Source organism: Salinicola rhizosphaerae (genome assembly GCF_014652715.1).
GTDB classification, from domain to species: Bacteria; Pseudomonadota; Gammaproteobacteria; order Pseudomonadales; family Halomonadaceae; genus Salinicola; species Salinicola rhizosphaerae.
On record NZ_BMZI01000001.1, the window covers coordinates 262397 to 277960 of the forward strand.

The window sequence follows — 15564 nt, forward strand, 5'->3', positions numbered from 1 at the left end:
CTGGCTGGCCACGGCAATCAGGATATCCGCAGATGGCATTTCCCACTCTCGCTCAGACCGTCGGCAATACGCCTCTCGTGCGACTGGCGCGCATCAACGCCGGGCGTGACAACACGATCCTCGCCAAGCTGGAGGGCAACAATCCGGCGGGCTCGGTCAAGGATCGTCCCGCGCTTTCGATGCTGCGCGAAGCCGAAGCGCGCGGCGATATCGCGCCCGGCGATACGCTGATCGAAGCGACCTCCGGTAACACCGGCATCGCGCTCGCGATGGCGGCAGCGGTCATGGGTTACCGCATGATTCTGATCATGCCGGACAACGCCTCCAGCGAGCGCAAGCAAGCGATGGCAGCCTACGGCGCCGAGCTGATCGGTGTCAGCAAGGAGGCCGGCATGGAAGGTGCTCGCGATCTTGCCGACGAGATGATCGGACGCGGCGAAGGCAAGCCGCTCAACCAGTTCGCCAACCCGGACAATCCTCTGGCGCACTATCGAACGACCGGGCCGGAGCTATGGGAGCAGACGGCGGGGCGCATCACCCATTTCGTCAGCGCCATGGGCACCACGGGCACGATCATGGGCACTTCCCGCTACCTGAAAGAGCGTAACCCTTCGATTCAGATCGTCGGCCTGCAGCCAGCCGACGGCGCCAGCATTGCCGGTATCCGCCGCTGGCCGGAAGCCTACCTGCCTGACATCTTCGAGCCGGCGCGCGTCGACACCGTGCTGGATATCGGTCAGCAGGAAGCCGAGGAGCACATGCGCCGACTGGCACGCGAGGAGGGCATTCTGGCCGGCGTCTCTTCCGGTGGTGCGCTGGCGGGTGCGTTGCGGATTGCCGAGGAGGTCGACAATGCGGTGATCGTGTTCATCGTCTGCGATCGGGGGGATCGTTATCTCTCCACCGGCCTTTACGCACCGGACGCCTGATCATGGCGATGCTGGGTAAACGCCGGACGCCCTCGACCCGCGCACGTGCTCAGGGCTCGCAGGGTGCCGAATCGCCGCTGCCTCAGGCGATCACGCCGGGCGCGCTGGTGATCGAACGCCTCGCCCACGACGGGCGAGGCGTGACTCGCAGCGTGGTCGGCAAGACGGTCTTCGTCGATCGTGCGCTACCGGGGGAGCAGGTCGAGATTGCCGTGCATCGCGAACGACGGCGCTTCGATGAGGCGCACGTTCGCCGGCGCCTGATTGACGCCGCAACGCGGGTGACGCCCCCGTGCGAGCACTACGAGCGCTGCGGCGGCTGCGATCTACAGCACATGGCCATCGAGGCGCAGCGCGATCACAAGCGCCAGGTGTTGACCGAGCTGCTGGCGCGTCAGGGAATCGAACCACCGCGCACGGTCGATCTGCTCAGTGGCCGTGACGCGGGTTACCGTCGACGCGCCCGGCTAGGGGTCAAGGTGTCGCGAGACGGCGAGGTCCACCTCGGTTTTCGCGTCCGTGGCAGCGATCAGTTGATCGATATCGATAGCTGCTACGTGCTGGCGCCCTCACTGGCGGCGCTGCTGCAGCCGTTACGGCGGCAGCTCCAGTCGCTCGCGGCGCCGCGTCATGTCGGCCATATCGAGCTGCTGGCCGGTGACGACGGCGCTGCACACGTGATCGTGCGGCAGTTGCGCAGCGTTCCCGAAGACGCCCGACGCTGGGCCGAATTCGCCACGCGCGAGCGGCTGGCGCTGGCGCTGCGTGAAGGGCGTGAAGCGCCGGTGCTACGATGGCTGGGCGGTCCTGGCGCTGCGCCAGCATCGTTGACCACGCGGGTCGACGCCGGTGGGCAGCCGATTTCTCTCGGCTTCGAGCCCGGAGATTTCCTCCAGGTCAACGCCGAGATCAATCAGCAGCTCATCGATCGTGCGCGGGAGTGGCTTGAGCTCGATGCCAGTGAACGGCTTCTCGATCTGTTCGCAGGCATCGGCAACTTTGCGCTGTCGCTCGCGCCTGACGTCGACCGCGTGACCGCTGTCGAGGGCAGTCAGGCAATGGTAGAACGCCTGAACGACAACGCGCGATGCAACGGGTTCGAAACCGTCGAGGCCCGACAGGCCGATCTTTCGACTGTTGATGGCCTGCTCGAGACGTGGCTTGCCGAGCACGATGTGGTTGTGCTGGACCCGCCGCGTGACGGCGCCGATGCTATCTGTCGCCGCCTGGGTGCGAGCGCGGCATCTCGGGTGCTCTACGTCTCCTGTGATCCGGCGTCGCTGGCACGCGATGCCGCCCATCTGCGGGAGAACGGTTTTTGTCTCGAGCGTCTGGCGATCGCCGACATGTTTCCCCATACCGCCCACCTCGAGTCCATGGTGTTGTTTTCCCGTGGCACGGCCACAGCGGTCGGTGGGCGCGATTCCGCCGCGACAAGAAGAGATAGGCGCTAAGCATGGTCAAGGTACGAGAAGACCAGCCCGAACTGGGGCCGGATGGCGTGGATCTGACCCGCTGGCTGGAGCGACTGCAGACGCAAGTGGAATTGAGCGATCCCGCGCGTATGCGGCTGGCCTGCGACCTGGCGCATCGCGCCGGCGAGCGGGAGGCCCCCGGCGTCATCGAGGCACTGCCCGACCAGACGCTGCTCACGGGGCTGGACATGGCGGACATTCTCAGCCAGCTCAAGCTCGATCAGCCGACGCTCGAGGCAGCGGTACTCTATCGCAGCGTGCGCCGCGGTCTGCTCAGCCTGGAAAGCGTTGCCAAGCAAATGGGCGACGAAGTGGCCAAGCTGGTCGAGGGCGTGCTCAGCATGGCGGCGATCAGCCAGCTTCAGGCCCCCAAGAACGGCTTTTCGCAGCACAACCAGCAGGAAAACCTGCGCAAGATGCTGGTGACCATGGTCGACGACGTTCGCGTGGCGTTGATCAAGATCGCCGAGCGCACCTGCATGCTGCGCCAGGTCAAGGATGCCTCGCGGGAGAAGCGCCTGCGTGTCGCGCGCGAGGTGTTCGATATCTATGCACCGCTGGCGCATCGGCTGGGCATCGGGCAGATCAAGTGGGAACTCGAGGATCTCGCCTTTCGCTATCTGCACGAGCAGGAGTACAAGTCGATCGCCAAGCAGCTGGCGGAGAAGCGTCTCGACCGCGACCGTTATATCCACGATGTGGTGGATACGCTGGAAGGCCTGCTCGAGCGTCAAGGCATCATGCGCTACCAGGTCGACGGACGCGCGAAACATATCTATTCGATCTGGCGCAAGATGCAGCGCAAGCAGATCGATTTCTCGCAGGTCTACGACGTTCGCGCGGTGCGTATTCTGGTCCCCGAGATCGCGGACTGCTACACCACGCTCGGCGTGGTGCATTCGCGCTGGCATCACGTTCCCAACGAATTCGACGACTACATCGCCAACCCGAAGAAGAACGGCTATCAGTCGCTGCACACGGCAGTCATCGGCCCGGAGAGCAAGGTTCTGGAGATTCAGGTCCGGACCTTTGCCATGCACGAGGAGGCGGAGCTCGGCGTCTGCGCGCACTGGCGCTACAAGGGCACTGATCTCGATCCCAAGAGCCGCAGCTACGAGGAGAAGATCGCGTGGCTGCGCCAGGTGCTCGAATGGCAGGAAGAGGTCGGCGACGTCGGCGATTTTCGCGAGGGGCTGGTCAGCGACGTCGCGCCGGATCGCATCTACGTGTTCACGCCGGACGGGCACGTGATCGACATGCCTCAGGTCGCCACGCCGATCGACTTTGCCTATCGGGTGCATACCGAGATCGGGCATCGCTGCCGCGGTGCCAAGGTCGACGGCCGCATCGTGCCGCTGACCTATCTGCTGAGCACCGGGCAACAGGTCGAGATACTGACCGCGACCAAGAGCGCACCGAGCCGCGACTGGCTCAACCCCAATCTCGGCTACGTGCGCACGTCCCGCGCGCGCGCCAAGATTCAGGCCTGGTTCAAGCAGCAGGCGCGCGACCAGAACCTGGACGAAGGCAAGGGCATCTTCGATCGTGAGTTTCGCCGGCTCGATATCGAAGGCGTCGACCTGGTCCGTCTCGCCGAGGCCGTCAACTATGCCAGCGCCGAGGACATGTACGCCGCGATCGGCGCAGGCGATCTGCGGATCGGGCAGGTGCTGCATCAGGCTCAGCAGCTCTTCGGTGAAACCGACGATCAGGAGCAGCTCGATCGCCTGCTGACCAAGCCCAAGCGCCATCACCCGCGGGAGTCGAACGACGGTATTACGGTGCTCGGCGTCGGTAACTTGAAAACGGCGATGGCCAACTGCTGCCATCCGGTGCCGGGCGACCAGATCATCGGCTACATCACGCAGGGGCGCGGCGTCACCGTGCATCGTCAGGACTGCCCCAATGTACTGACGCTGCGACGCGAAGAGCCGAGGCGGATCGTCGATGTCAGCTGGGGGCAGAAGGCGCACGCCCAGTATCCGGTCGATATCGAGATCGAAGCCTGGGACCGTTCGGGATTACTGCGGGATGTCACGCACGTGCTCTCGAGCGACCGGGTCAATGTCAATTCGGTCAATACCGCGACCGACAAGCACGACAACATCGCCCGGATGCGCATCAATCTCGAGGTCGAGGGGCTGGAGGCGCTCGAGCGCATCTTCTCCCGCATTCAGCAGCTGCCTAACGTGATCGACGTGAAGCGGCTGCGCCAGGGCCAGGGTTGAGTCCTGAGTCCGCATCGATTTTCCCGGGTGTCCTGACGGCCATTTCGGGCACCCGACTCTCGCCGTGACGCCTAGACGCCTACAAAAGGAGCCTCCATGTCATCCGCCAGTGAACCGATGTCTCGCGACGCTTCAGAGACTCGCCACGATCTCGATGACCTGCTGACGTTGATGCGCGTGCTGCGGGACCCAGAAGCCGGATGTCCATGGGACATCAAGCAGCACTGGGAGACGATCGTGCCGCACACGCTCGAAGAGGCCTACGAGGTCGCCGATGCCATCGAGCGGCGTGCCTTCGATGAATTGCCCGGTGAACTCGGCGATCTGCTGTTTCAGGTCGTCTACTACAGTCAGTTCGGTGCCGAGGAGGGACGTTTCGATTTCGCCGATGTCGTGCACACCCTGACGGCCAAGATGCTGCGCCGCCATCCGCACGTCTTCCCGGACGGCACGCTGGCTTCTCGACGCCACGACGGCGAACTGCCAGAGTCAGAGATCAAGGCGCGCTGGGAGGCATTGAAAGCGGAAGAACGCGCGACCCGCGCTGAAGGCGTTGCCTCCGTTTCGGCACTGGATGACGTGCCGAGAGCGATGCCGGCGCTGTCGCGCGCGGCCAAACTGAGCAAGCGTGCCGCCGGTGAGGGCTTCGACTGGCCCGATGAACGCGGTGTTCTCGACAAGATCCATGAAGAGCTCGGCGAGGTAGAGGCGGCCCTGGCGGCGGGTGATCGTGAGCACGCCCGCTCGGAGGTGGGCGATCTACTCTTCGCCACCGTCAATCTTGCGCGCCGGCTGGGCTGTGACCCGGAGCAGCAGCTGCGCGAGACCAACGCGCGCTTCGAGACGCGTTTTCGCCATGTCGAGCGCGCGCTGAGCGCGTCCGGCGCCACGATGACCGAGGCGTCGCTCGAGGAGATGGAAAGACACTGGCAGGAAGCCAAGCGCCGCGAGTGAGCCACTGCCGCTAACGCCGCTAACGCCGCCAACGCGGACCTTCCGGCGTGCTCCCCGATGTCGGCCTTCGACCAATGGCGATGCCGCTTTCGTCGACAGGAGTGCCTGTGTCGTTATGCTGAACCCTTGAAGCGTTATGACGGCCTCTGTCGCGGCCGTCAGCAACGCGTTCGCCGAGCCAGCACCACGAACGCAGGCGCATGGGGAGAGCAGCATGAGTGCATTCGAGGAGTCGCTTCACGAGTCGCTGCGGGAAAACGTTCGTCTTCTGGGCGATAGCCTGGGACGCACGATCGCCGCCGATCTGGGCGAGACGTTTGTCGAGCGTATCGAAACCATTCGGGCGCTAGCCAAGCAGGGTAGGCAGAGCGCCGAAGCCGAAGACCGGCGCGAGCTGATCGACTACCTGCGTGCGTTGCCGGACGCCGAGCTCCTGCCGGTCACACGTGCCTTCAATCAGTTTCTCAACTTCTCCAACATCGCCGAGCAGCACTACCGTGCCCGCTTCCGTCGCGTCGAAGACTACAAGCCCGGTACCCAGCCGGATCTTGGCGAGCTGCTCTCACGCGTTGTCGCCTCGGGTCGCACCCCGCGCGAACTGGTCGCAACGATAGCCACCATGCGGGTCGACTTGGTATTGACGGCCCACCCGACGGAAGTGATCCGGCGCACCCTGATCCAGAAGTACGACGCGATCGATGAGTGTCTCCAGATCATCGAGTCCAGCCGAGCGCAGCCGGAGGTGCTTCGGCGGGCGCAGCATCGCCTCGAGGAGCTGATCAGCCAGTCCTGGCATACCGACGAGATTCGCCGGGAGCGTCCCACGCCGGTGGATGAGGCGAAATGGGGATTCGCCGTTATCGAAAACTCCCTGTGGCATGCCGTGCCGATGTTTCATCGCGATCTCGATGCGCTGTTGCTGGAGACGGCGGGGGAGCGATTGCCGCTGGACGCCGCGCCGATCCGCTTCGCCTCCTGGATGGGCGGGGATCGGGATGGCAACCCCAACGTGACGGCGGTCGTGACCGAAGAGGTGCTGCTTCTCGGGCGCTGGATGGCGGCGGATCTCTATCTGCGCGATCTCGAGCAGCTGCGGGCAGAGCTCTCGATGTGGAAGGCGAGCGACGCGCTGCGCGCCGAGATCGGCGAGTCGGCGAGCGATGGCCAGCACCCGTCTGCCGAACCCTATCGCACGCTGCTCAAGCAACTGTCGGTGCAGCTCGAAGCGACGCGGGACTGGGCTCGGGCAGGTCTGGATGGCAAAACGCCCGAGCCCGCCGACATCATCGAGACGCGGGAACAGCTCGTGGCACCACTGATGACCTGCTATCGATCGCTGTGTGACGTGGGGCTGGAAACGATCGCCCACGGGGCGCTGCTCGATACGCTGCGGCGCGTCGCCGTGTTCGGCGTGACGCTGGCCAAGCTCGATGTGCGCCAGGATGGATCGCGGCACGCCGAGTGCCTCGATGAGCTGACGCAGGCGCTCGGTGTCGGCAGCTATCGCGATTGGGATGAATCGCGCCGCCAGGATTTTCTGATCGAGGAGCTGAGGTCGCCGCGGCCGCTGATTCCGCCTCGCTGGACCTGCTCGACATCGACGCGCGAGGTGCTCGATACCTTTCGGGTCATCGGCCGCGAGCATCCCGAAACGCTGGGCACCTGTATCATCTCCATGGCACAGCAGCCCTCCGACGTTCTGGCGGTCGCGCTATTGATGAAAGAAACGGGTGAGGGCGTCAGGCTGCCGATCGCGCCGCTTTTCGAAACGCTCGATGACCTGGATCGCGCCGGCGATGTCATCGCCCGTCTGCTGGAACTGCCGGTCTATCGAGCGCTGATCGACGGTCATCAGGAAGTGATGATCGGCTACTCCGATTCGGCCAAGGATGCCGGACAGCTGGCTGCTGCCTGGGCGCAGTATCGCGCGCAGGAGAAGCTGGTGGCGCTCTGTCGCGAGCGCGACGTCTCGCTGACGCTGTTTCACGGTCGCGGCGGCACCGTGGGACGAGGCGGCGGACCCGCTCATGCTGCCATTCTGTCGCAGCCGCCGGGGTCGGTGAATGCCAGTCTGCGGGTCACCGAGCAGGGCGAGATGATCCGTTTCAAATTCGGTCAGCCGGATATCGCGCTGCGGTCGATGGAGATCTACCTGACAGCGGTGCTGGAAGCGTCGCTGTTGCCGCCGCCGGCACCGAAACCCGAATGGCGCGAGGAGATGGACCAGCTCGCCGCGACCGCCCATCGAGCCTATGTGGAGGTGGTGCGCGAGAATGTCGACTTCGTGCCCTACTTTCGAGCCGTGACGCCGGAAGGGGCGCTGGGGCAGCTACCGCTGGGTTCGCGTCCGGCGAAGCGTCGCCAGCAGGGAGGGATCGAAACGCTGCGGGCGATTCCCTGGATCTTCGCCTGGACCCAGACTCGCCTCATGCTGCCGGCGTGGCTCGGCAGCGGCGAGGCTTTCGCCACGAGGGTCGCGCAGCCAGATGGGCTCGAGAGGCTACGCGAGATGCGCGCGGAGTGGCCGTTTTTCGGTACCTATCTGGATATGCTCGAGATGCTGCTGGCGAAAGCGGACCCGCAGATCGCCGCCTATTACGAAGAGCGCCTGGTCGATACGCGGGCGCTTCGCGAGTTGGGCCAGTCGCTGCGCCAGCGTCTGGTGGACCTCGAAGCGGTTCTGCTCGACATTCTCGATCAGCGGACGCTACTCGAGAACACACCGCTGATCCGGCAGGCGATCGACGTTCGCAATCCGTATATCGATCCGCTGCATGGCTTGCAGGCAGAGCTACTGCAGCGCAACCGGGACGCCGGGGGCGAGTTTCCGCCAGATCTCTCGCGGGCATTGATGGTGACGATGGCCGGTATCGCTGCCGGGTTGCGCAACACTGGGTGATCGACCGTGAACGGCGCCTGAATCGAGTCGGCATGCGACCTTGACGCACGCGGTATCGGAAGTCGAGCGGTGCTATAACTGAATAGCGCCCTCCGTGAAAGAGGGCGAACCGTTTCGGCGATGCTGGCTTGCCCGGTGATTCAGCCTGCCTTCGGCACTCGAGAGCGCCAGTACACCGACGGTGACCAGTAAACGGATGCATATGGACTGACGGTGACGGGCTGGAGTGCGGCATGGAGTTCAAGGACTACTACGAGGTGCTGGGGGTCGAGCGTGATGCGACCCAGGAAGAGATCAAGCGGGCCTATCGCAAGCTGGCGCGCAAGTACCATCCGGATGTGAGCCAGGAAGCGGACGCCGAAACGCATTTCAAGAGTCTCGGCGAGGCCTACGAGGTGCTCAAGGACCCGGAAAAGCGAACGGCCTATGATCAGCTCGGCCGCAACTGGCAGGCGGGAGAAGATTTTCGACCGCCCCCGGACTGGGATAGCGGGTTCGAGTTCAGCGGTGGTGGTTACACCCAGGAGGATAGCGCCGCGTTCAGCGATTTTTTCGAGTCGTTGTTCGGTCAGGGGCGGGGATTCCACGGCGGCGGATTCGAGGGGCGCGCCAGCGCCGGTGCGCGCCGCCGCTCCTCAATGCGCGGCGAAGACCATCATGCGAAGGTCACCATCGATCTCGAGGATGCGTACCGCGGTGCCACGCGCACGCTGACGCTGCAGTCAGCGCAGTGGGATGCCGCAGGGCATCTCGAACCCCATCAACGCACGCTGAAAGTGCGGATTCCCAAAGGCGTCAAGCAGGGCCAGCGAATTCGCTTGAGTGGTCAAGGCGCGCCGGGCGCCGCAGGAGGCCCCGCCGGCGATCTATTTCTCGAGATCGAGTTTGCCACGCACGAGCGCTTCCGGGTCGACGGGCGCGACGTCACGCTCGATCTCCCCGTCGCGCCCTGGGAGCTCGCCCTCGGCGCGACGGTGACGGTCCCGCTGCCAGAGGGTGCGGTCGACCTCAAGGTGCCGGCCGGATCAGCCGCCGGTCGCCGGCTGCGCTTGAAAGGGCGCGGCATCCCGGGCGCGTCGCCGGGAGATTGCTACGTCGTGCTCAAAGCGGTGCAGCCAGCGGCGGATGACGAGCGGATCGCCGCCGCCTACCGCCAGCTGGCGGAAGTCAGCGGTTTCGACCCGCGGCCAGAATGGATGGATCAGTCTGAAGGAGATCGATCATGACGACGCGAGATATCACCCATCTACGGGTCGAGAACCTCGATGAGGCCCCCGTGATGACGCTAGGCGATATTTGTCGGGCGTGTACCGTTCATGCGGAGTGGATCGTCGAACTGATCGATGAAGGCATCATCACGCCCGAAGGACGCCATCGGGAGCAGTGGCGTTTTTATGGTGGCTCTCTCCATCGGGTCAGGACCGTTCAGCGGCTACAACGTGATCTGGGCGTGAATCTGGCAGGCGCGGCATTGGCGCTGGAGCTGCTCGAGGAGCTGAATGATCTGCGACGTCGGCTCGGCGATCGCGGCTGATCGAACGTGTCCCCGCTGCGTTATCGGGGCATGCAGGGGCATGCCTTACGGGATCTTGGTCGTTGGTCTCTGCAGGTCATCACTCGAGCAGGGGATCGTGCGCTGACGTTTGCGGAAATGATGGACGGTTAGACGTCGGCGCGAGTGCGCATCGGCGCTGATTCGGAAATCTCGTCGAAACGCGACATCAAGGCAGATGTCTTGCGTTGTGATGATTGCATCTGTTGATCCTTTTATCGATCATTTCAGACGTGAATTCGGCTCGGTTTTAGTAAAATTACGACAAAAGTCGGGTCGCAGAATTTTCACTCTGCCGCATAAAATGAGCGTGCTACGATAGCGCAATTGTCATCTTTTTCGCGGCTCATTTCATGCGTAAAACCACGATAGAAACTCGGGCGTTATCTGTTGATATCGCACCCGAGGTTTTGGAGGCGGCTAGCCGCTTAATCGATTCATCTCGACGCCGGATTCTCGGGCTGGTCGGTGCCCCGGGATCCGGCAAGAGTACGCTTTCGGCGGCACTGCTTGCTGCGCTGGGTGAGCGGGTCCAGGTCGTTCCCATGGACGGTTATCATCTCTCCAATCGCCAGCTGGAGCGGCTCGGTCGGGCGCAGCGCAAGGGCGCACCGGATACCTTCGATGCCTGGGGTTATCGCCATCTTCTGTCGCGCATTCGGGACAGTCATGGCAGCGAAGAGGTCGTCTACGCACCCGGTTTCTACCGCGAGATCGAGGAGCCGATTGCTGCCAGTATCGCCGTCGATCCGTTGATACCTCTGGTCATCACCGAAGGCAATTATCTGCTGCTGAACGACGCACCCTGGCCGCAGGTTCGTGAGTGTCTGGACGAAGTCTGGTATCTCGATGTCGACAGAGAGGTGCGAGAGCAGCGTCTGGTGGCGCGACACATGCAGTTCGGGCGTAGTGAGCGGGAAGCGCGGGAGTGGGTTGCCAATACCGATGCGCCCAACGCCGAGAGAATAGAGGCGACCGCTGGCACCGCCGATCGCCTGCTGTGGTGGAGCGATCATCGTATCGATTTCAAGACATCCTGATCGTCGATGGATTCATCCGAGAGAAGCCAAGGTTTCAAGGAGCGAAACATGACCACCAAAACCGCCGCCAATCGCGGCCCCAAGGGGAAGGGACTTGTCGTCCTGGTCTCGATCGTCGCCGCCCTGGGCGGTCTGCTGTTTGGGTACGACACCGGGATCATCGGCGTGGCACTGCTGGGCCTATCGAAGCAGTTCGCGCTGGACGACACGCTCAAGCAGTTCGTGACCGGGGCGATCATACTCGGCGCCATCTTCGGCTGTGTGGGTACGGGCCGTTTGTCGGACCATCTTGGCCGGCGCCGCACCATCGTGCTGGTCGGCGCGGTCTTCATCGTCGGTTCGGTGATGTCGGCGATATCGACGAGCGTGGGCATGCTGATTGCCGCTCGCTTCATTCTTGGCCTGTCGGCCGGTAGCGCCACCCAGATCATCCCGGTCTACATCGCAGAAGTGACGCCGCCCCAGCATCGCGGCAAGCTGGTAGTGATGTTCCAGTTCATGGTCGTGTTCGGCATTCTGGTGGCGTATCTGGTCGGCTATGGCCTCGGCGAGCAGTGGCGCTGGATGTTCGGTCTCGGCATCGTGCCGGCGGTCATTCTGATGTTGGGTATGCTGGTCCTGCCGGAGAGCCCACGTTGGCTGGTGGGCAAGGGCCGTGAGCCGGAGGCGCTGGCGATTCTCGAACGTGTGCGCTCCTCCCGCGAAGGTGCGCAGTCGGAAATGGACGAGATCAAGGAGGTCTCCGCGCGCCCGGAAGGGACATGGCGAGACCTGTTCCAGCCCTGGATTCGCCCGGCGCTGGTGGCCGGGGTGGGTATCGCGATGTTCTCGCAGATTACCGGCAACAACGCGCTGATCTACTATGCGCCGACGATTCTGAGTCAGGCCGGGTTCGGCGACAGTGCTTCCGTGCTGGCGGCAATCGGCGGCGCGGTGCTGATCAACCTGGCGACGATCCTCGGTATCTTTCTGGTCGACCGCATCGGCCGCAAGCGCTTCCTGCTTTGGATGGTGCCTGGCTCCGCGGTGGCGCTGGTGATCATGGGCGTACTGTTCATTGGTGGCGCGCCGGAAGACGCGTTCAGTCAATATCTGCTGGTCGCGTGCCTCGCGATCTACATGGCATTGAACTGTAGCTTCGGGGTCTGCCTGTGGCTGATCAACGCCGAGGTCTATCCGCTGTTCGTGCGCGGGAAGGGGGCCAGCATGGGCGCGTTGAGCCATTGGGTCTTCAATTTGCTGGTGACGCTGACGACGCTTTCGCTGATCAGTGCCTTGGGGACTTCGGGCACGTTCTGGCTCTATGCCGTCATCACCACGATCGCATTGGTCTTCATCGTGCGCTACGTGCCGGAAACCATGGGGCGCTCGCTCGAAGAGATCGAGAACGATCTCAAGCAGGGCATCTTCTTCCCCGCGGATCGTGCCAAGGGCGACGCCGGCCAGCAGGGGGCAAAGGCGGCTGCCGATATCCCCAGATGACGCCATGATGGCCCGAAAGCCACTTCTGCGTTGGCCGGTCCCGTTGACCGGCCAACGTGTTTTCACGCCAGGCACTGGCGGCGGCTGGTCCTTCTGCGACGGATCGCTGTTGTACTAGTGGCGTCGGCATGCCACGCGTCCTCAATCGGGCGTCTGGTGCAAGAGGGTTCTCAGCGCCGGCGCCTTGAGGTGATGGCGTTTGGCGGCGTCGAGCAGAGGGCCGAGTATGGCGTCGCGCTCGGTTCTGCGTCCGGCGAGCCGGTCCTGCAGCATGGACGAGCGGTTGTTGGCGGTGGCGTCGATAACACCGTCGACAAGGGCTCGCCAGCCGGATTCGGGGGGTGCGATCGACTCCGCAGCCATGAGATCGGCGATTTCACCGACCAGAGAGGCGATCTCTGAATCATAGGCCGGCGCCAGGAGCGCGCCGTTGAGAACGCGGTCGCGCGCGGTCAACGGGTTGATCACGGCATTGATGGCAAGCTTTTGCCATAGGCGCTGGCGGATGTCGGCACAGGCCGTGGCTGTGATTCCGGTGGCAACCAGCGCGTCGGCGACCCGCGCCGACAGCGGTAGATGGCACCCCGCCAGATCGCCGATCCAGGTGTGCCCGGTCGCTGCGTGGACCACGTCGAACTCGCTCGGCGGCGCCGGCCGATACGCGGCTTCGGTCGTCGTGGCGCAGAGCACCGGGCCGGGCCAGAGGTCGTGCAGGCGCGGCTGCGCATGAAATCCATTCTGGATCAGCAGAAGTGGTGTCGTGGCGGGAATCCGCTCGGTCAGCGGCTCCAGCGCGGCTAGCACATCGTAGGATTTGGTGGCGATCATCACGATATCGGGCGGCGCGCCGTCAGTGGTACCGAACTCGAGCTGCTGATATGCACCGCCGCTGCCCTGCCAGCTGAGCCGGTGAACGGGGCCGGATCGCCCGATCAGCGTGACGGTGTGTCGAGACGCCAGTCGAGCGGCGAACAGCCGGCCGAGCGCGCCGGCGCCGACGATCATCCAGCGTGCCATCGTCACGAGGAGCGCTTCGGCTTGCGGCGCCGATTCGAGGAAGACGTCGAGGAAGCCGACTCGCCCGATTTCCGGCGCCTAGGGCTCGCCGTCGATCGGCTGCTTGTCCGACGTTTGGTGCCTCGCTTGGGGCTGGCCGGCGCCTCCGGGGCCTCGCGCTGGCGGGCGGCCCTGAGCGCATCGTTCATGCGCGATGCACTCGCTTCGCCGAGAAGCCCTTGCAGGTCCGCGACGAGTGCCGTGAGAAAGGGTGCCGGCGCATCCTGGTTATCCGCCATCGCCGACAGACGCTGCTCCCACAACGCGGTCCGCTCGGGGCGGGTGGCGGCCGCGGGCAGTGAATCGATCAGCGCGTGGCCGGTGCGAGTCGCGCGCAGGGCTTTCTTGTCGCGCACCAGGTAGCCTCGCGTCAGCAGCGTCTCGAGAATGCCCGCTCGGGTGGCTTCGGTGCCGAGGCCGTCGGTATCGCGCAGGGTTCTGCGCACTTCCGGGTCCTCGACATAGCGCGCGATGTTCATCATCGCCTTGATGAGACTCGCGTCGTTGAACGGCTCTGGCGGCCGGGTCTCCTTCTCTTCGCAGGTTGCATCCAGCACCTTGGCGGGCTCGCCGCGAGTCAGTGGGGGCAGCGGCGGGGCCTCGTCGCGGGTGGTGAACAGCGGCTTCCAGCCCGGTTCGAGAATTTCCCGCCCCTTGGCCTGGAAGCGCTCCTCGAGGATGACGAAGGTTGCCTGCGTCTCGAAAGTCTCGAGCGCCGGGTAGAACTGGGCAATGACGTTGCGCGCAATCAGCCGAAACAGGTTGGCCTCGTCCTGGCTGAGCTTGTTCATATCGGCCGTCCGGCCGGTCGGTGCCAGCGCATGGTGGGCGCCGACCTTGGCATCGTCCCACGCCTTGGAGCGTAGATTGAAGTCGGCGGCGTCGATCCAGGCGCTGAGTGTCGAATCGCCTCGGCAGGCTGATGGCAACGTCCGGGCAGCCTCCCGGTGATGCGCGCGCGGGAGATAGCGGCAGTCCGATCGCGGGTAAGTGATCAGCTGGTGGCGCTCGTAGAGCGACTGACACACGTCCAGCACGCGCTTGGCGGAAAGGCCATGACGACGCGCGGCATCCACCTGCAGGGCGGAGAGCGAGTAGGGCAGTGGCGCGGCCTGGCGCTTGCGTTTCTGCTCCAGTTCGCTCAGATGGCCGCTGGCGCCGGGCAATTGCTGAACCAGCTTCTGTGCTGGACGCGGGTCGAGCAAGCGGCCCTGTTCATCCAACGGTTGGCTCTCATCGGGTAGCCACCAGGCGCGTAGTCGACCTTCGGCCACTTCGAGGTCGGCCCACACCACGTAAAAGGGCTTGGGCTCGAACGCGGCAATCTCTCTATCGCGACGCACCACCAGTCCCAGTACCGGGGTCTGTACGCGGCCTACCGAGAGCAGCCCGTCGTAGCCTGCCTGCCGCCCGATCAGGGTCCAGGCGCGGGTCAGGTTGATGCCGTAGAGCCAGTCCGCGCGAGCCCGGGCTTGCGCCGCTTCGTAAAGTGCCCGGTAGCGCTCATTGTCCTCGAGGTTGCCGAGCGCTCTGGCCACGGCGGGGCGGTTCAAGTCCTGTACCAGCAGTCGCTCGACGCGGCCGCGCCAGCCAAGGTACTCGAGTGCTTCCTGCACCAGCAGCTGGCCCTCGCGATCCGGGTCGCCGGCGTGGATCACGCTGGAGGCCTGCTTGAGCAGTTTGCGCAGCACGGCAATCTGACCGCGAGCCTGGCTGCGGGGCATCAACTCCCAGCGTTGCGGTACGATCGGCAGGTCATCGAGTCGCCACTGTTTGTAGCGCGGGTCGTAACGCTCGGGCGGCGCCTGTTCCAGCAGATGACCCAGACACCAGCTGATCCAGGTGTCGCCGGCCTCGAGATAGCCTTCTCGACGTGTCGCTGGGGTCGGCAGCGCTTCGGCAATCGCACGAGCCAGGCTGGGCTTTTCGGCAACGATCAGACGCATGGT

At 64.4% G+C, this 15564-nt stretch carries 11 protein-coding genes; 9 read left to right on the top strand and 2 right to left on the bottom strand.

Annotation, left to right across the window (positions count from 1 at the left end; genetic code table 11):
- Nucleotides 1-32 precede the first annotated feature (32 nt).
- The 9 genes from cysM (at nt 33) to IE125_RS01120 (ending at nt 12559) form a co-directional block, all read left to right on the top strand.
- Entirely contained in the window at nt 33-929 is an 897-nt protein-coding gene (gene cysM / locus IE125_RS01080; RefSeq protein ID WP_189442745.1) for a cysteine synthase CysM, read from the top strand.
- A gap of 2 nt (nt 930-931) precedes the next feature.
- Complete coding sequence (locus IE125_RS01085) at nt 932-2383, top strand: class I SAM-dependent RNA methyltransferase family protein (RefSeq protein ID WP_189442746.1); 1452 nt, start codon at nt 932-934, stop codon at nt 2381-2383.
- Between the two features lie 2 nt (nt 2384-2385).
- Nucleotides 2386-4632: a GTP diphosphokinase gene (gene relA / locus IE125_RS01090; protein WP_189442747.1), complete on the top strand. Its 2247-nt coding sequence runs from the start codon at nt 2386-2388 to the stop codon at nt 4630-4632.
- A gap of 96 nt (nt 4633-4728) precedes the next feature.
- Complete coding sequence (mazG, locus tag IE125_RS01095) at nt 4729-5586, top strand: nucleoside triphosphate pyrophosphohydrolase (RefSeq protein ID WP_229808859.1); 858 nt, start codon at nt 4729-4731, stop codon at nt 5584-5586.
- A gap of 214 nt (nt 5587-5800) precedes the next feature.
- Nucleotides 5801-8485 (top strand): phosphoenolpyruvate carboxylase, encoded by a 2685-nt coding sequence (gene ppc, locus IE125_RS01100; RefSeq protein ID WP_189442748.1) that lies wholly within the window; start codon nt 5801-5803, stop codon nt 8483-8485.
- 233 nt (nt 8486-8718) lie between these two features.
- Complete coding sequence (locus IE125_RS01105; protein WP_189442749.1) at nt 8719-9711, top strand: DnaJ C-terminal domain-containing protein; 993 nt, start codon at nt 8719-8721, stop codon at nt 9709-9711.
- Nucleotides 9708-10019 carry a chaperone modulator CbpM gene (locus IE125_RS01110; protein WP_189442750.1) on the top strand — a complete coding sequence of 104 codons (312 nt, stop codon included), beginning with the start codon at nt 9708-9710 and terminating at the stop codon, nt 10017-10019. The genes IE125_RS01105 and IE125_RS01110 overlap by 4 nt, the downstream gene beginning before the upstream one ends.
- Before the next feature lie 371 nt (nt 10020-10390).
- A complete protein-coding gene (locus IE125_RS01115) occupies nt 10391-11077 on the top strand; it encodes a nucleoside/nucleotide kinase family protein (protein ID WP_189442751.1) in 687 nt (228 codons plus the stop codon).
- A 48-nt stretch (nt 11078-11125) separates the two neighbouring features.
- Nucleotides 11126-12559, top strand: a complete 1434-nt coding sequence (locus IE125_RS01120; protein WP_189442752.1) for a sugar porter family MFS transporter — start codon at nt 11126-11128, stop codon at nt 12557-12559.
- 141 nt (nt 12560-12700) lie between these two features.
- On the opposite strand, the gene IE125_RS01125 is transcribed toward IE125_RS01120, so the two are convergent.
- Nucleotides 12701-13576, bottom strand: a complete 876-nt coding sequence (locus IE125_RS01125; RefSeq protein WP_189443167.1) for a ketopantoate reductase family protein — start codon at nt 13574-13576, stop codon at nt 12701-12703.
- A 2-nt stretch (nt 13577-13578) separates the two neighbouring features.
- On the bottom strand, nt 13579-15561 hold the full coding sequence (locus IE125_RS01130; protein WP_189442753.1) for a DNA topoisomerase III: 1983 nt from the start codon (nt 15559-15561) through the stop codon (nt 13579-13581).
- Nucleotides 15562-15564: the final 3 nt, after the last annotated feature.